General features: G+C 70.1%; 13 protein-coding genes and 2 pseudogenes. 10 read left to right on the forward strand and 5 right to left on the reverse strand.

The window, feature by feature from the left end:
- The 9 genes and pseudogenes from NDR87_RS12500 to NDR87_RS12540 form a co-directional block, all read left to right on the forward strand.
- Nucleotides 1–200 (forward strand): annotated as a pseudogene (locus tag NDR87_RS12500) (chorismate synthase); the annotation flags it as partial.
- A pseudogene (locus tag NDR87_RS12505) lies at nucleotides 197–715 on the forward strand (shikimate kinase); the annotation flags it as partial. The pseudogenes NDR87_RS12500 and NDR87_RS12505, both read left to right, overlap by 4 nt.
- 847 nt (nucleotides 716–1562) lie before the next feature.
- On the forward strand, nucleotides 1563–2681 hold the full coding sequence (gene aroB / locus NDR87_RS12510; protein ID WP_251912623.1) for a 3-dehydroquinate synthase: 1119 nt from the start codon (nucleotides 1563–1565) through the stop codon (nucleotides 2679–2681).
- A gap of 94 nt (nucleotides 2682–2775) precedes the next feature.
- Entirely contained in the window at nucleotides 2776–3141 is a 366-nt protein-coding gene (locus NDR87_RS12515; protein ID WP_251912621.1) for a PadR family transcriptional regulator, read from the forward strand.
- A gap of 59 nt (nucleotides 3142–3200) precedes the next feature.
- Nucleotides 3201–4505 carry a permease prefix domain 1-containing protein gene (locus NDR87_RS12520; RefSeq protein WP_251912659.1) on the forward strand — a complete coding sequence of 435 codons (1305 nt, stop codon included), beginning with the start codon at nucleotides 3201–3203 and terminating at the stop codon, nucleotides 4503–4505.
- A gap of 54 nt (nucleotides 4506–4559) precedes the next feature.
- Nucleotides 4560–5381 (forward strand): helix-turn-helix domain-containing protein, encoded by an 822-nt coding sequence (locus NDR87_RS12525; protein WP_251912619.1) that lies wholly within the window; start codon nucleotides 4560–4562, stop codon nucleotides 5379–5381.
- A 164-nt stretch (nucleotides 5382–5545) separates the two neighbouring features.
- A complete protein-coding gene (locus NDR87_RS12530) occupies nucleotides 5546–6607 on the forward strand; it encodes a methyltransferase (protein WP_251912617.1) in 1062 nt (353 codons plus the stop codon).
- Between the two features lie 167 nt (nucleotides 6608–6774).
- Nucleotides 6775–6993 (forward strand): hypothetical protein, encoded by a 219-nt coding sequence (locus NDR87_RS12535; protein ID WP_251912616.1) that lies wholly within the window; start codon nucleotides 6775–6777, stop codon nucleotides 6991–6993.
- A gap of 38 nt (nucleotides 6994–7031) precedes the next feature.
- On the forward strand, nucleotides 7032–7172 hold the full coding sequence (locus tag NDR87_RS12540) for a CGNR zinc finger domain-containing protein (protein ID WP_251912658.1): 141 nt from the start codon (nucleotides 7032–7034) through the stop codon (nucleotides 7170–7172).
- A gap of 1 nt (nucleotide 7173) precedes the next feature.
- Here NDR87_RS12540 and NDR87_RS12545 read toward each other — a convergent pair whose 3' ends face one another.
- The 5 genes from NDR87_RS12545 to alaS all read right to left on the reverse strand — a co-directional run bounded on the left by NDR87_RS12545 (nucleotide 7174) and on the right by alaS (nucleotide 13472).
- Entirely contained in the window at nucleotides 7174–7650 is a 477-nt protein-coding gene (locus tag NDR87_RS12545; RefSeq protein WP_251912614.1) for a B-4DMT family transporter, read from the reverse strand.
- A 72-nt stretch (nucleotides 7651–7722) separates the two neighbouring features.
- Nucleotides 7723–8544 (reverse strand): shikimate dehydrogenase, encoded by an 822-nt coding sequence (locus tag NDR87_RS12550; protein ID WP_251912612.1) that lies wholly within the window; start codon nucleotides 8542–8544, stop codon nucleotides 7723–7725.
- Nucleotides 8528–10246 (reverse strand): endolytic transglycosylase MltG, encoded by a 1719-nt coding sequence (mltG, locus tag NDR87_RS12555; protein ID WP_251912610.1) that lies wholly within the window; start codon nucleotides 10244–10246, stop codon nucleotides 8528–8530. The genes NDR87_RS12550 and mltG overlap by 17 nt, the downstream gene beginning before the upstream one ends.
- A complete protein-coding gene (gene ruvX / locus NDR87_RS12560; RefSeq protein ID WP_251912608.1) occupies nucleotides 10243–10806 on the reverse strand; it encodes a Holliday junction resolvase RuvX in 564 nt (187 codons plus the stop codon). Before ruvX ends, mltG begins: the two co-directional genes overlap by 4 nt.
- The gene (gene alaS, locus NDR87_RS12565; RefSeq protein ID WP_251912606.1) at nucleotides 10806–13472 is read right to left on the reverse strand and encodes an alanine--tRNA ligase; all 2667 of its coding nucleotides are present in this window, start codon (nucleotides 13470–13472) and stop codon (nucleotides 10806–10808) included. Before alaS ends, ruvX begins: the two co-directional genes overlap by 1 nt.
- Before the next feature lie 561 nt (nucleotides 13473–14033).
- Between alaS and NDR87_RS12570 the strand changes: the two genes are divergently transcribed.
- A complete protein-coding gene (locus NDR87_RS12570; RefSeq protein ID WP_251912604.1) occupies nucleotides 14034–15860 on the forward strand; it encodes a hypothetical protein in 1827 nt (608 codons plus the stop codon).
- Nucleotides 15861–16456 lie beyond the last annotated feature (596 nt).

Consider the following 16456-nt stretch of genomic DNA (forward strand, 5'->3'; position numbering starts at 1 on the left):
TCGCCATCCACCAACGCTCCGACGTCTGCGCCGTCCCCGCCGCCGGCGTCGTCGCCGAGGCCATGGTCGCCCTCGTCCTCGCCCAGGCCGCACTCGAGAAATTCGGCGGCGACTCACTGCCCGAGACGGTCGACAACATCACTAGCTACCTGAAACGGATCAACGCGCGCCCGCATATCCCGGGCACCGTGACGTCATGATCGTGCAGACCGACCCGCGCCGTCCGTGCGTGGTGCTGGTCGGCCCGCCCGGTGCGGGAAAGTCGACGATCGGGCGCAAGCTCGCCAAGGAGCTGGGCGTCGAACTGTTCGACACCGACGCCGGAATCGAACAGGAGACCGGGCGCACGATCCCGGAGATCTTCGCCGCCGACGGGGAACCGGAGTTCCGGCGGATCGAGGAACGCGTGGTGCGCCGCGCGATCCTCGCCGAACGCGGCGTGGTCTCACTCGGCGGTGGCGCGGTGCTGTCCGCGAACACCCGGGAGTTGCTGCGCGGTCGCACCGTGGTCTACCTGGAAATCAGTGTGGCCGAGGGCCTTCGACGCACCGGTGCGAACAGCAATCGCCCGCTGCTGGCCGGTGACGACCCCGGCAGCAAGTACCGCAAACTCATGCGCGAGCGCCGGCCCCTCTATCGCGAGGTCGCCAGCCTCCGCGTGCGTACCGACGGCCGCAGCCCCGGCCGGGTCGTGCGCAACATCATGGCCAAACTCGACCTCGAGCCCGCCATCGCCACACCCCGGACCCCCGCACGCCCTGCCGATGGCGAAGGAACCAGCCGTCGCGCCCGCGCCCGACGCCGCCGCCGATCCCGAAACACCGCCAATCCGCCCGCGGCAGAGGCGAATTCGCCCGCGATCCAGCAGGGCGACAGCACCGGCGCGGCCGACGCCTCCCCGACCGGCGCGCCCGCCCCCGCCGCCGCGGGACAATCCGCCCCGCGTCGCCGGTCCCGTCGCTCCCGCCGCGGCGGCCGCCGCCACAACCGTAAGACCACCCCACCGTCGGAACCGACGAATCCGTCCGCTCCCGACGCGGCCGCCGGGGCGCAGACACCCCATCCCACGACCTCGGCCCCCGGCAACCGCCGCCGTCGCCGCACCACCCGCGCCTCCGGCGCCCCGGGGGCCGACAACCAGGCCCACCCCGCCGCGCCGCCGACCGCGCACCGGATCGCCGACGACGCCCGCTCGAATACCTCTCGCGCCCAAGCCGATTCGATCCAGCGATCCGGATCTCCCGGCCTGGACGCCATGGCGAACGAACCCACCGCGGCGGGACTCGCCACCGATACGACCCACCCGCCGCGCCGCACCGGCCGATCGCGACGCGGTGCCGCCCGTGCGGCCGGTCCCCCGTCGGCCGGTGCGGGCGCGGCGCGTGACCGTGCCGACCGGCCGCGCTCGACGCGACCGGAGGCGGCCACCAGTGAAACCACCTCCGTTCCGGCGCAACCGGACGCACCGCCGAGCGACGGCCGTCGCGACGGCGAACCGACCCCGCGCGTTCGGTCGCACGGGGCGCACACACGACGAACACGAGAAGAATCGGAGCAGCTGCATGAGTGAGCCGACCCGTATCGAGGTCCGGGCCGCCGATCCGTATCCGGTGATCATCGGGCGGGGTCTGCTGGGGGACCTGGTCGACCAGGTGACGGGGCAGCCGGGTGTGCGGACGGTCGCGATCTTCCATCAGCCGCCGCTGACCGAGACGGCCGAGGTGGTGCGGCAGGCCTTGGCGGACAAGGGGATCGATGCGCATCGGATCGAGATTCCCGACGCCGAGGCGGGTAAGGACCTGCCGGTGGCCGGGTTCTGCTGGGAGGTGCTGGGCCGGATCGGGCTCACCCGTCAGGACGTGATCGTCAGTCTCGGTGGCGGTGCGGCAACGGATCTCGCGGGATTCGTCGCCGCCACCTGGATGCGCGGGGTGAAGATCGTGCACGTGCCGACCACGCTGCTGGCGATGGTCGATGCCGCCGTCGGCGGCAAGACCGGGATCAATACCGAGGCGGGCAAGAATCTGGTCGGCTGCTTCCACGAGCCGACCGCGGTCCTGGTGGATCTGGCGACGCTGGAAACGGTGCCGCGCAACGAGATCGTGGCCGGTATGGCGGAGATCATCAAGGCCGGCTTCATCGCCGATCCGGTGATCCTGGATCTGATCGAGCGCGATCCGAAGGCGGCGCTGGATCCGGCCGGGGATGTGCTGCCCGAGCTGATCCGCCGCGCCGTCCAGGTCAAGGCCGACGTGGTCTCCGCCGACCTCAAGGAGGCGAGCCTGCGCGAGATCCTCAACTACGGCCACACCCTCGGCCACGCCATCGAGCGCCGCGAGCGCTACCGCTGGCGGCACGGCGCGGCCGTAGCGGTGGGCCTGGTCTTCGCCGCCGAGCTGGGCCGCCTGGCCGGCCGTCTCGACGACGCCACCGCCGATCGCCACCGCACCATCCTCGAAAGCGTCGGCCTCCCGACGACCTACGACGCCGACGCGCTCCCCCAACTGCTGGACACCATGCAGACCGACAAGAAGACCCGCTCGGGCGTGCTGCGCTTCGTCGTTCTCGACGGCCTGGCCAAACCCGGCCGGCTGGAAGGCCCGGACCCCTCGCTGCTGGCCGCCGCGTACGCGACCATCGCGCGCGAGGACAATCCGACGGGCGGCGCGGTCCTGCTCTGAGTCCGCTGAGCGGAGTTCCCGGGAAATCCGCCACGCGCCCCGATACCTAGTACTACTATCCCTAGCAGATCTAGGGTCGAGTGCGGGAGGACGGGTGCACATACCCAAGGACCTGGTGGCGGCGTCGGCGACGCCGCTGGTCCTCGGCCTGCTCGCGCGCGGGGACAGCTACGGCTACGCGATCCTCAAGCAGGTGGCGGACCTGTCCGGCGGCCAGCTCGAGTGGAACGACGGGCTGCTCTACCCCCTGCTGCATCGCCTGGAACGGCTCGGGCACATCGAATCGTTCTGGGCCACGTCCGAGGGCGGCCGTCGGCGCAAGTACTACCGGATCACCGATCAGGGCCGCGCCGAACTGGCCGAACATCAACGGCAGTGGCGGGCCGTGCTGTCCGCGCTGCGGGGCGTCTGGCAGACGACGCAGGACGGCCTGCTGCCGACACGACTGGTGGAGGGGTAACGGTGGCCGAGGACCGTCCGGACGATCTCGAACGCCAGATCGCCGAGTGGCGCGGGTACATGCGCCGCCGCGGCACGGTGCACAGCACCGACGCCGACGAGCTCGAGGATCACCTGCGCAGCACCATCACCGAACTCACCGGCCTCGGCCTGCGGCCGGACGAGGCGTTCCTCGTCGCGGTGAAACGCCTGGGCAGCGTGGACGAGCTCGCGCGCGAATTCGCCCGGGAACACTCCGGGCGACTGTGGAAACAGCTCGTCCTGACCGACGACCCGGCCACCCCGCGCGCCCGCGGCGCACGCTCCGAGCTGCGCACCATGATCGCGTGTGCGGCCGCCGCCGCCATCGCGATCAAGGCGCCCACGCTGTTCGGCGCGAGTTTCGACGACGACTTCTACGCCAGAAACCTCGCCCTGTTCGCCTTCACACCACTGGCCGCCTACTTCGCGATCGGACGGCGGCTGCGCCCCATCACCGTCGCGCTGCTGGCGCTGTGGTTCGTCCTGGGCGCGGTCGGCGCCAACGCCTACCCACTGCGCGAGGACTCGCAGTCGATCGTGCTGACCGCCATCCATCTCCCGATCGCGCTGTGGCTGATGACCGGGGTCGCCTATGCCGGGGGTGACTGGCGCTCGCAGCGCAAACGGATGGATTTCATCCGGTTCACCGGCGAATGGTTCGTCTACTTCGTGCTCATCGCCCTCGGCGGCGGCGTGCTGATCGGCTTCACCGTGGGCACCTTCGACGCCATCGGCATCGACGCCGAGGAGGCCGTATCGAATTGGCTGTTGCCGTGCGGCGGGACGGCGGCGGTCGTGGTCGCGGCCCGGCTGGTGGAGGCGAAACAGAACGTCATCGAGAACATCGCCCCGGTCCTGACCAAGATCTTCACGCCCCTGTTCACCGCGGTGCTGCTGGCGCTGCTGATCGGAATCGGCCTGAGCAGCACCGGCATCGACGTGCGGCGCGAGGTGCTCATCCTGTTCGATCTGCTGCTGGCCGTGGTGCTCGCGCTTCTGCTCTACTCCCTGTCGGCTCGCGACCCGCTGGCCGAGCCCGGATGGTTCGACCGACTGCAGCTGGCGCTGGTCGTCAGCGCCCTGCTGGTCGACATCCTGGTGCTGGTCGCGATCACCGGCCGCATCACCGAATGGGGTTCCACCCCCAACAAGCTCGCGGCCCTGGGCGAGAATCTCATCCTGCTGACCAATCTCGCCTGGTCGGCCTGGCTGCTGTTCGCCTTTCTCCGCCGCAGGCTGCCCTTCGCGCGGCTCGACCGCTGGCAGACCAATTACGTTGTGGTGTACGCCGTCTGGGCCTGGATCGTCGTGCTGGCCTTTCCCCCGCTGTTCGGGTTCGAGTAGCACCGCGGAACATTCGTCCAAGACACCGCGGCCGAAATCGGTCATGGTAGAGGCATGCCCAGCTACCGACCCGCCGCCACGGAGGCCGATATGGAGGACGGCTGGGAGGTCGTCCTGCCTGTCGGCGGTAGCCCGCTCGACGGCGTCCAGATGGCCGGGTATCGCGATATCCGCGCCGCGGGCCTGGACATGCGGGTACGCCCCCAGCCGGTCGTGGTGGTCGTCATCGGCCTCGGCGACGACCCGATGACGATCGAGGGCCCGGCCGGTCGGCGATCGCTGACCAGTCTCGTCGCCGCCCTGTCGCCGGGCACCGCCCGCATCCGCGGCGAGCGCGTCGAATGCATCGAGATGCGCCTGTCCCCCGCGGCCGCCCATGCGCTGCTCGGGGTGTCCCTGCGCGAACTGGACGGCACGGTCACCGGTCTCGACGAGCTGTGGGGCGGCCACGAACAGGGCCTGCGCGAGCGTCTGACCACGGCCGCGACGTGGCAGGATCGCCTCGCGCTGCTGAACGGCTTCCTCGCCCAGCGCGCCGAACGCGCGCCGTCGATGACGCCGGAGGTCGCCGCCGCCTGGGAGCGGATCGTGGCCCAACGTGGCCGGGTGGCCGTCGGCGACCTCGCCGCGTCCTTCGGCTGGAGCCGCAAGCGACTGTGGTCCAAATTCGCCGCCGAGATCGGCCTCACGCCCAAACGCGCCGCGATGCTGGTCCGGTTCGACCACGCCGCCCGGGCGCTCACCGCCGGTGCTGACGTCACCGATGTGGCCCTGGCCTGCGGCTATGCCGACCAATCCCATCTGCATCGCGACGTCGTGGGCTTCGCGGGCTGCACGCCCCGCGCGCTGGCGGGCAGGGCGGGTTCCACCGTCTGATCCGAGACGAAATCAGCTCGCGGCGACCGTAATCGCGGATCGCCGCGCCGAATGCGGACCCGAGTGGCCGCACCGACGATTCGCGCGCCTTCGCACGACGACACCCGAGACCGGTGATCGCCATGGCTGGCGCGTGCCATCGAAACGAGAGGAAGGAAAACCCGGTGGACACCGATACTCGAACGGCGACCATCCCCGACCGCGAGCTGGTCGTCAGGCTCGCCTTCGGCAGTATGGCCGCGCAGACCCTGCGCGCCGCGGTCCGGCTGCGCGTGATCGAGGCGTTCGGCGCTGCGCCGCGCAAAGCCGCGGAGGTGGCGGCCGACCTCGGCACGGACCCCCAGGCCACCACCCGGCTGCTGCGCGCGCTGGCCGGTCTCGGCCTGCTGCGCGAACACGCCCCCGGGGAGTTCGCACCGACCGGCGCGGGCGCTCTGCTCGACACCGAGCGCCCCGACTCACTCGCCTCCTTCGTGCGTATGTTCACCGAGCCCGCCATCATTCGCGCCTGGGAACATCTCGACGCCAGCATCCGCACCGGCGAGATCGCATTCGACACCGTCTTCGGCACCGACTTCTTCGGCCACCTCGCGCAGCACCCCGAGCTGTCCGCCGCATTCAACGCGGCGATGAGCCAGGCCGTCAGTGGGGTGGCCGCGGTGCTCCCCCACCGCTACGACTTCGGCCGGTTCACCTCGGTCACCGATGTGGGCGGCGGTGACGGAACGCTGCTGGCCGGTGTGCTCGCCGCACACCCGGGCCTCACCGGCGTCGTCTTCGACACCACCGAGGGCCTGGCCCAGGCCCCGAAAACCCTGGAGCGCCAGGGTCTCACGGACCGCTGCGCCCTGATCGCCGGAGACTTCTTCCGCTCGGTTCCGCAGGGCTCGGATCTCTACCTGATCAAGAGCGTCCTGCACGACTGGACCGACGAACAGGCGGTCACCATCCTCACCCACTGTCGCGCGGTGCTGCCGCCCGGCGGCCGCGTCCTGATCGTAGAACCCGTACTACCCGAGGTCGTCGACGCCGAGGCCGACGTCACCGACGCCGGAATCACCTACCTGAGCGACCTCAACATGCTCGTGAACGTCGGCGGGCGCGAACGCACCCGCGCCGACTTCGACGACGTGTGCCACCGTGCCGGCCTGACGATCACATCGGTCACCGAACTCATCGACGCCGCTCCGTATTTTCTTCTCGAGGCCGAAGCCGACGTTCGATAGCGACCGAAAGGGTCCGCGGCGAATGCCTCCGGTCGCGGACCCTTGGATAGCTCACGGCCTTCGGCCCCCTCGCGGGTGGGTCGCGACCCCACGCGGCTGCGCCGGCCCCCACCGACCGATCCGGACGATTCGGCCGCGCGCTGGCGGCGCGCCGGTCTGGTTCCGACATGACGGCCGACGCTCGCGATCTGGCCGAGACGCGCGAATTCCTCGTTCGCTGGTCCGAGGTGATCGACGCCGTCGACGCGCAGAGCCGGGCGCGATTGCTCAACGCGCTACTGGCCGACGCGGCCGCCTATCCCCGGATCACCGATCACGACGGCACCGGCTGGCATCCGCACTCTCGAGACGACGACGTGCACCTGGCCGCCGTGATGGCGCGGTGACGGTGGGGGCCGCCGCGAAGCATCTGACCCGGTTCGGCATGCATCGACTCGGCCGCCGCGCGCTCACCGACTGCGGGCGAGCATCCATCGACACCACCCGAGGTGGTCGCCAGCGCTACTGCACTCGAGCCTGTGCGAATCGCGATGCGGTCCGCCGGCACCGGGCCAGGCGCGGGTAGGTCAGGCGGCGGACGGGGTCGGCTGAATGGGTGCGGTGGTCTCCGCCTTCCGCGTTTCCCGGCCGACCAGGAACCGGCCGAGCGCGACGCCCGCCATGGCGGGGACGAAGATCAGCAGGATGATGAAGGCCGCGGCCGAGGTGAGTTCGAAGAACAGGCCGTTGCCGCCGAGATCGAATTTGGGGACGAAGTCGAGCAGCCAGGACACCAGACCGCTGCCCAGACCCCCGGCCACACCGGCCTTCAGCCAGCGCATGGTGAGGTCGGCGCCGCCGCGCTCCGGATCGGGATTGGCGCGGCGGTCGGCGCGCCCGTCGATCAGGCCCCAGGCGAGACCGGCCGCGATCATGACGATCAGGCACAGCGTCCGCATCCACGCACCGTGCGTCGGCGAGTAGACCATCCCGAAGCCCAGCACGGTCCGCAGGAACACCGTCAGCGTCCCGAGGACTGTGGCGCGCAACACCCACGCATTCATGTCGACCACCCTAACCTGCCGGGGAACTCCGAAAAACAGTAACCGGTTATCGAAACACCCTCGCGCCGTGGCTCACTGCTCGAGCGCGGCCGCCATCGCCGCGCGTGGCGCGGGCCGACCCGTGAACTGTTCGACCTGTCCGTACGCCTGATTCAGCAGCATCTGCAGCCCGCTGATCACGGTGTGCCCCGCGCGCGTCACGGCCGCCGCCAACGGTGTCGGCCACGGGTCGTAGATGGCGTCGAGCACGACCGGCGCGGCGGCGACCGCCGCGGCGACGGCGGCGGCCCCCTCGGCCGGCACCGTGCTCACCACCGCGTCGGCATCCGCGCACACCCCGCGCAGCGTCTCGGCCTCGAAGCCGATCACCGAGACCGTCATGCCCAGTCGTTCGGCCAGTTCCCGCGTACTCGCGGCCCGCCCGGCAGAGCGCGCGACGACCGTGACGGCCCGTGCGCCCAGCTCCGACAGCGCCAACAGCGCGGGCCGGGCCGTACCCCCGGCCCCCAGCACCACGGCCCGCTCGACCTTCTCGACCCCGCCGCCCTGCAGCGCGCCGCGCACCCCGTCGACATCGGTGCAGTCCGCACGCCACCCATTCGCGGTGCGTACCAGCGTATTCGCCGACTCCGCGAGCACCGCCCGCTCGGTTCGCTCGGCGGCGTACGCGAGGGCGGCCACCTTCCCGGGCATGGTCACCGACAGGCCGACCCATTCCGGTCCGAGCCCGTCGACCAGGCCGGGCAACTGCTCGGCGGTGCACTCGATGCGCTCATAGCTCCAGTTCAGCCCGAGCGCCCGATAGGCCGCCAGATGCAGTTGGGGCGAGCGCGAATGCGAAATCGGGCTGCCCAGGACGGCCGCTCGGCGGGCCGGGTCAGTTTCCTTTGCCACTGTCGAGAATTCCGCTCTGCTGGGCGCGCACCACATTGCGCAGATGTTCGGAGTAGCTGTCGGTGAACAGGGTGGTGCCCTGCTTGTCGACGGTCACGAAGTACCGCCACGGCCCCGGCGCCGGTTCCTCCATCGCCCGTAGCGCCTCCAGCGACGGCGAGGAGATCGGCGTCGCGGGCAGGCCGGTCATGGCATAGGTGTTCCAGGGCGTCTCCCGCGCCCGGTCGGCATCGGTCGTGGCAACCTCGGTGCGGTCGAGGTTGTAGTTCACCGTCGAGTCGAATTCCAGCTTCTCGTTGGCGGCCAGCCGATTCACGATCACCCGGGCCACCTTGGACATGTCGTTGGGCCGCGCCTCGCGTTCGACCAGCGATGCGGCGATCAGCGTCTGATACGGATTCATGCCGTTGGCCCCGCCCGCCTGCAGCAGCCCCGTCGACTCGTAGCGGCTCGCGCTCTGGGTGATCAGCTGATTCAGGATCTGCGTCGGGCTGCCGGTGGGGTCGAAGTCCAGCGTGCCCGCGGCGATCAGCCCCTCGAGCTGATGGCTGCGATCGGGCACCCTGCGCACCGCGTCCAGCGCCCAGGCGGGCACGCCCAGGGCGGCCAGATCGGTGCTCGCCCCGGCCGCGTCGAGTTGCTCGGCGGTGACGCACTTCTTCTCCGCCCCGGTCCCCATGCAGCTGGCGTCGGCGATCATGCCGTAGATGCCCTGGTTGCGAGCGCCGGTGGTCACATCGAAGGAGTCGCGCAACCGCTTTCCCTCGGGGATCACGACGTTGCCGACCCGATTCTTCTTGTCCAGCAGCGCGGCCACGGCATCGACACCCTTGCTGTGCGTGGGCACCGCGTAATAGCCCGGCTGCACCGAGGTCATCCCCGGATTGTGCACGGCGGCCTCGTAGAACGCGCCGGTACTCGCGACGACACCCTTACCCGCCATGGTCTGGGCGATCTGCTCGGCGGTATCGCCGGAGCGCACCTGCACCACCGTCGCCGGACCCGCCGGACCCGCGAAATCCTCCGGTCCGCCCAGCTTGCCGATCAGCTTGTACCCCGCGTAGCCGCCCGCGGCCACGAACAGTACCGCGAAGACGCAGCCGAGGATCAGCAGATTGCGCCGCCGCCGCTTGCGTTCGGCCGCCTTGCGCGACGCCGCGCGCGAGCGGCGGCCGCGGGACTGTCCGCGCCCCGACCGCCCGCGACCGGCCCGACCGGATTCGCGCTCGTCCGAGCGACCACGGGCGCCGCCCTTGCGGGCCGGGACGTCATCCGGCGCGTGGTCCTCGTCCTCCCAGTCCTCGTGGTCGGCATCGTCCCACTCGGGGTGGTCGGCACGCCACTCACGCGTGCGGGGGTCGGCCTCCCAGTCGTGATCCTCGGCATCCCAGGGCTGCTCGTCGGTGTCCCAGTCGGCGGAGCGTGCCCGCCGACCGCGATCGCCCTCGACATCGCGCGCCGGCGCACGCCCGGGGACCGGCCGGGTCGGCCGCACCGGAGGCTCCTGATCGTCGGTGTAGCGCGGGATGACGGTGGTGTCGTCCTCGTAGTCGTCCCACTCGTCGGTGGACGCCGCATGCCGCGCACCACGGCCCCGGGGCGCCCGCTCGGCATCGCCCCAGTCGTAATCCGAGCGCCGGTAGCGCAGTTCCTCGGTGCGCTGCCGATATCGCTCCTCGGCACGGGCCCAGCGGTCGTTCATCCGACCACCGTCCCGCCTGCGTCACCGGCCGACTTCAACACCGCACTCCGTTCGTCCAACCATCCCTGCAGGATCGCCACGGCCGCTGCCTGATCGATCACCTGTCGCTGGCCACGCGCGCGAACTCCGCTGTCCCGCAATGCACGTGCTGCAGATACCGTAGTCAAACGTTCGTCGGAAAGTCGTATCGGCACACCAGGAATCATGCGCCGCAAACGCTTCGCGAAGCTTGCGGCGATCTTGGCCGAGGAGCCGTTTTCCCCGCGTAGCGTGCGCGGAAGGCCGACGATCACCTCGACGGCCTCATACTCCCGCACAATTTCGGCAATTCTGATCAGGTCGACCGGCTCCGCCCCGCTGCGTTTGGCGCGCGCGACCGTTTCCACCGGGGTCGCCAAGACTCCGTCCGGATCGCTCGCGGCGACGCCGATACGGACCGAACCCACATCGATGCCGATGCGCCGCCCCCGGCCGGGATCGGTGTCGGCGCTGGGCCGCTCAGGTCCGATCCCGCCGGCGATCACCTTCTCCGACGTGTCCGAGTTCTCGGAACTGTCCATCAGCCCGCGAGCTCGGCCACCCGTGCCCGCACCGCGGCCAGTCCTGCGGCGATTCCCGACGGATCCGATCCGGCGCCCTGCGCCAACTCCGGTTTGCCGCCGCCCCGCCCGGAAATGCTCGGACCGAAACTCGCTACCAGGTCACCGGCCCTGAAGCCGAGGTCCTGGGCGGGCTTGTTCACCGCGACCACGAACGGCACCTTGCCGTCGGCACTGCCGAGCAGCACGACCACCGCGGGTTCGGTGCCGAACCGGCCGCGGATGTCGGTGGCCAGCGTGCGCAGATCGCCCGCGCCCACACCCTCGGGCGCGGCGGCCGCGACCAGCAGCACCTTGCCCACGCGCTGGGCCTCGTCGACGAACTTGCCCGCCGAGGACAGCACCGCGGCGAGCTTGGTGCGCTCGAGCTCCTTCTCGGCGACCTTGAGCCGTTCCACCAGCTGCTCGACGCGGGCGGGCACCTCCTCGGTGGGCACCTTCAGGCTCGCGGCGACACCGGCGAGCAGGGCGCGCTCCTTGGCCAGGTACTGGTAGGAGTCCAGGCCCACGAACGCCTCCACGCGCCGCACACCCGAACCGACCGAGGACTCGCCGAGCAGCGTGATCGGGCCGATCTGCGAGGAGTGCTCGACGTGGGTGCCGCCGCACAGCTCCATCGAGAACGGGCCGCCGATCTCCACGACGCGCACCTCGTCGCCGTAGTTCTCGCCGAACAGCGCCAGCGCGCCCATGGCCTTGGCCTTCGGCAGATCGGTGACGAAGGTGTTGACGGTGAAGTCCTCACCGACGGCCTGATTGGATACGACCTCGATCTGCTCGCGCTGGGCGTCGGTCAGCTGGCCCTGCCAGTTGAAGTCGAAGCGCAGATAGCCCGGCTTGTTGAGCGATCCGGCCTGCACCGCGTTCGGGCCCAGCACCTGCCGCAGCGCGGCATGCACCATATGCGTGCCGGAGTGGCCCTGGGTCGCGCCGCGCCGCCAGGCCGGATCGACCTGGGCGAGCACGGTGTCGCCCTCGGTGATCTGCCCCTGTTCGACGGTGGTCTTGTGCACCCACAGCTTCTTGGCGATCTTCTGCACGTCCTTGACGTTCAGCTTCACCCCGCTGGCGGTGATCGAACCCCGATCGGCGATCTGGCCGCCGGACTCGGCGTAGAGCGGGCTGCGGTCCAGGATGACCTCGACGTCCTGCCCGGCCACCGCGGTCGGCACCCGCACCCCGTCGGCGATCAGGGCCAGCACCTTGGCCTCGGTGGTCAGTTCGTCGAAGCCGGTGAACTCGGTGGCGCCGCGGTCGACCAGCTCCTTGTAGATGGACAGGTCGGCGTGGGCGTGCTTGCGGGCCTGCGCATCCTCCTTGGCGCGCTGGCGCTGTTCGGCCATCAGCGAGCGGAAGCCCGCCTCGTCGACCTCGAGCCCGGCCTCGGCGGCCATCTCGAGGGTCAGATCGATCGGGAAGCCGTAGGTGTCGTGCAGGGTGAAGGCGTCCGAACCCGAGATCCGCTTACCACCGGCGGCCTTCACCTCGTCGACGGTCTCGTCGAACAGCTTGGTGCCGGTGTTGAGGGTCTTGAGGAACGCGGTCTCCTCGCCGACGGCTACGTTCTCGATGCGCTGGAAGTCGGTAGCCAGCTCCGGATACGAGGGCGCCATCAGATCGCTGACGACCTTCATGAACTCGCCCATCACCGGCCGGTTCGCGCCCAGCAGCCGGGCCGAGCGCACGATGCGGCGCAGCAGGCGGCGCAGCACGTAGCCGCGGCCGTCGTTGCCCGGATTCACGCCGTCGGAGATCAGCATCGCGGCCGAGCGGGCATGGTCGGCGATGACGCGGAAGCGCACGTCGTCGGCGTGTTCGACGCCGTAGTTCTTCCCGGTCAGCTCCTCGGCCTTGGAGATGATCGGGCGCAGCAGATCGGTCTCGTAGACGTTGTCCACGCCCTGCAGCAGCATCGCGACGCGCTCGACGCCCATCCCGGTGTCGATGTTCTTCTTGGGCAGGGATCCGATCGGCGGGTGGCCCTCCTTGGGGCTCAGATCGCCGCGAATGTCCTGCATGAACACCAGGTTCCAGATCTCGAGGTAGCGATCCTCGTCGGCGACCGGCCCGCCGTCACGACCGTATTCGGGACCGCGGTCGAAGTAGATCTCCGAGCAGGGGCCACCGGGGCCGGGCACGCCCATATCCCAGTAGTTGTCCTTGCCGTCGCGAAACTGGATGCGCTCCTTCGGAATTCCCGCCACCCGGTGCCAGATCTCGGCGGCCTCCGGATCGTCCTTGTAGGCGGTCACCCAGATGCGCTCGGGATCGAAGCCGAAGCCGCCGTCCTCCTGCGACTTGGTGATCAGCTCCCAGGCGAAGCCGATGGCACCCTCCTTGAAGTAGTCGCCGAAGGAGAAGTTGCCCGCCATCTGGAAGAACGTGTTGTGCCGGGTGGTGACGCCCACCTCTTCGATATCGCCGGTGCGCACGCACTTCTGCACACTGGTCGCCCGCGTGTAGGGCGGAGCCTCCTGGCCCAGGAAGTACGGCTTGAACTGGACCATGCCCGCGTTGACGAACAGCAGGTTCGGGTCGGGCAGGATCAGCGAGGCACTGGGGACCTCGGTGTGCCCGGCACGGACGAAGTGGTCCAGGAAGCGCCGTCGAATCTCGTGGGTCTGCACAACCATCCAGCCTACCGGGCCAGGTCCACCGGGTATTCCAGGGGACGGACAGTCCCGCGCGAAGCCGTGGCCGGGCACGGATGGGAAGTGTGAAACAGTGTTACTTAAATCACGTTACTACAAGTCTCGCTATATGTGATCCTGTTGTATGTGGAGGTAGCTGAGCAGTTGCCCAGCTTCGCGCCAGGGCACGAGGCCACGTCAGGTCCGGCAATGCCATCGGCCGGGACAGAATTGGCGCCGCTTCGGCAGACCTCCCGGCAGTACCGGTCCGGCGGAGATATCGGCTCGAGGAAACGGTCCGAGATCTCCAGCGACGATGACTTCGCGGTCAGCGCCCATCCATGAGCGGCTAGCCGAGCAGCCATCCGCCGCACCGAGACCGTCGACGAAAGGATCCGGCCATCGACATTTCCGCTATGCGGTAGTCCGGGCATAATCTGAAATAGGAGTATTTCACCCCTGTTTTCAGGTACTCGGACTGCCCGACCGTAACCACAGATTTCTCATTCGCATTCAGGAGCAGGAATGAACATCTGGCAACAATGGGGACGGAAAGGAATGTGGTCCGTCGCAACACTGCTGGTGCTGTCGGTTCCGCTCGCCGCTGCCGCGCAGCACGCGCCGCAGGCGAAGGCGGGCGAAATCGAGCTCCCGGCAATCGAAATACCGTCGGTCGATCTCGGACAGCTCCCGCTGCCGCAGATCCAGACCCCCGATGTCGACATCCCGCGATCTCCGGTGGTCCCGTCGATCGCGCTGCCGACCGACAGCCTCCCGCCCGCGGTCACCCAGGCGCTGCCCGGGCTGCTCGATCAGCTCGGGCAGCAGGCGGAGCGCATCCAGGGCCCATCACCGGCCGTGCCCGCACCGAATGCGGCGCTCGCGGCCCCGGCACCCGCGCCTGCGCCGGGCGATCAGGGTCCGATAGGCGGGTCCGACTACGACGCCGCCCCGCCGCCCCAGCCCGCACCACACCGCGATTCGGGCGGATCGGATGCCGCCGCACCCCCGCCCGGGGGCCAGCCGAACGGCCAGGACGGCAGCACTTCTGAAGCAAATGGTCAGCAATCAGTTGGTCGGCCCTCCGGCAACGGACCCACCGACCGCGGCAACCAGCCGCAGACAACCGGTCCGTCCCCCGGCGGCGACCAACCGCAGGCGGGTGCGCCGTCGAACGGCGGCGGTGGCCGCTCGCAGACGAGCGGCCCGTCGAACGGTGGTGACCGGCCGCAGAATGGCCCGTCGAACGGCGATCGGCCGCAGGCAAATGGCAATCAGCCTCGGACGAACGGCCCGTCCAGCGGCGCCGGCAACCAGCCGCGAACCAGCGGCCCCGCCGACGACGGCAACCGGTCGCAGGGCACTTCGAACGAAGGCAACCAGCCCAAGGCCGACGAGCCGTCGAACGATCGTCCCCAAACAAGCGGTCCCGGCACGGAACAGGGCAACAAGCCCCAGGCCAGCGGCCCCGGCAACGCACGAGGCGGCAAGCCGCAGGGCAGCGGGCTCGGCAACGGCACTCGGCCGCAGGCAAGCGGCCGGTCGGACGGACAGCCGCAGGGCGACCGGCCGCAGGCGAGCGCACCGTCGGGTGGGCAGTCGACGACGAATCCGTTCACCGGCGAGGACCGGCCGCGGGCCGACGCGCCGAACGCGCCGCGTGCCGATCAGTCGCAGGCGAGCGTGTCGCCGTCCGAACCGGTGATCGATCGCGACCCCGGTCGGCAGTCGCTGGTCCAGCCCTCGGCGCCGGCCCAGCCGAATTTCATTGGCCCCCAGGTCGATCCGCTCCCAACGCCCGGCCCCCAGCCGAGCGCCGCGGAACCGGTGATCGACCAGCCGAGCGGCCCGGCGCGGTTCGTGCCGAGTATCGAACCGCAGTCGCTGAGCAGCCTGGTCCCCACGATGGAAGGTGATTCCCTGCGCCTGCCCGAGCTGGACATGCCAGCCGTACATCTGCCCGAAATGCCATTGCGGGACATCGACATTCCGCCCATCGAGGTGCCCCCGATCGACCTGCCCATCCCGGACTTCTCGCCCACCGAGATCGTGGGTGCCGGAGTCGGCGCGGCTACCGGTGCCGTGATCGGTGCACCGCTCGGCGCCGCCGCCGGTGCGGTGGCCGGGGCCGTCGCGGGTCCGATCGTCGGCGCGGTCGCGGGCACCGTTTTCGGCGAGGGCGTCGGCGTCGAGGTCGGCCTGGAAACCGCGGGCATCTCGGTCGTCGCGGGCGCCCCGCTCGGCGCCATCACGGGCGCGGTCCTCGGCGAGCCCCTGGGCATCGCCGCGGGCGTCGTCGGCGGCGGTCTCGCGGGCGCAGCGGCGGGCGCCGCGCTCGGTGGCGCCGCCGGTGCCGCCCTGGGAAGTCTGGTGCCCATGCCCTGACAAATCACCCCGGCCATCCGGACTCGCATCGGTCGAGAGCGCGCCTCGACAGCGAGACCCGAACGGCCCCAACGACTACACCGAGACCAATCAAGAGGAGGAGTTCGACACCCCGTGCATCCCGATGCGCCCGAGCCTGATCCAGGCGGCGTTCACCTCGGCCCGGTACGAACGGGAAGCTGACGATATCGGCCCGCTCGAACCGTCTCCTGCGGTAACCCACCGGTGGATCGAGGTCAGCGGTAAGGAGTCGCCCGGCCACCGGCCCCACCGCACCGAGGCTCACCAGCCCACCATCCCGCCCGACCTGGACTCGGCGGACGGCCACCGCCGGTCCAGGACAGCGGGGAGGGGGCGACCCGGAATCGATGGGCGCCCAGCGACCGACCGCGTCGGGTTCTCGGACCCGTCCGGACCTGGCTGGACTCGATTCGGGTCGCCGCCCGCGGCGGCCGATCCGGATATCCGATCAACGGCCAGGCATCCACAGCCGCAAGCGAATCAGGCACACCCGCGGCCGGATAGTTCACCGGCCCGGCAACGCAGATCACCTCTACCCCGAAGGGAGGCAATCCCGAACTCGACGATCATCCAAC

The organism is Nocardia sp. CDC159 (genome assembly GCF_023740735.1).
In the GTDB taxonomy this organism is placed as follows: domain Bacteria; phylum Actinomycetota; class Actinomycetes; order Mycobacteriales; family Mycobacteriaceae; genus Nocardia; species Nocardia pulmonis.

What these genes read in the sequence shown, in the direction of transcription:
- aroB (WP_251912623.1), top strand. Translation starts at nt 1,563, where the DNA reads ATGAGTGAGCCGACCCGTATCGAGGTCCGGGCCGCCGATCCGTATCCG.
- NDR87_RS12520 (WP_251912659.1), top strand. Translation starts at nt 3,201, where the DNA reads ATGCGCCGCCGCGGCACGGTGCACAGCACCGACGCCGACGAGCTCGAG.
- NDR87_RS12525 (WP_251912619.1), top strand. Translation starts at nt 4,560, where the DNA reads ATGCCCAGCTACCGACCCGCCGCCACGGAGGCCGATATGGAGGACGGC.
- NDR87_RS12535 (WP_251912616.1), top strand. Translation starts at nt 6,775, where the DNA reads ATGACGGCCGACGCTCGCGATCTGGCCGAGACGCGCGAATTCCTCGTT.
- NDR87_RS12540 (WP_251912658.1), top strand. Translation starts at nt 7,032, where the DNA reads ATGCATCGACTCGGCCGCCGCGCGCTCACCGACTGCGGGCGAGCATCC.
- NDR87_RS12545 (WP_251912614.1), bottom strand. Translation starts at nt 7,650, where the DNA reads ATGAATGCGTGGGTGTTGCGCGCCACAGTCCTCGGGACGCTGACGGTG.
- mltG (WP_251912610.1), bottom strand. Translation starts at nt 10,246, where the DNA reads ATGAACGACCGCTGGGCCCGTGCCGAGGAGCGATATCGGCAGCGCACC.
- ruvX (WP_251912608.1), bottom strand. Translation starts at nt 10,806, where the DNA reads ATGGACAGTTCCGAGAACTCGGACACGTCGGAGAAGGTGATCGCCGGC.
- NDR87_RS12570 (WP_251912604.1), top strand. Translation starts at nt 14,034, where the DNA reads ATGTGGTCCGTCGCAACACTGCTGGTGCTGTCGGTTCCGCTCGCCGCT.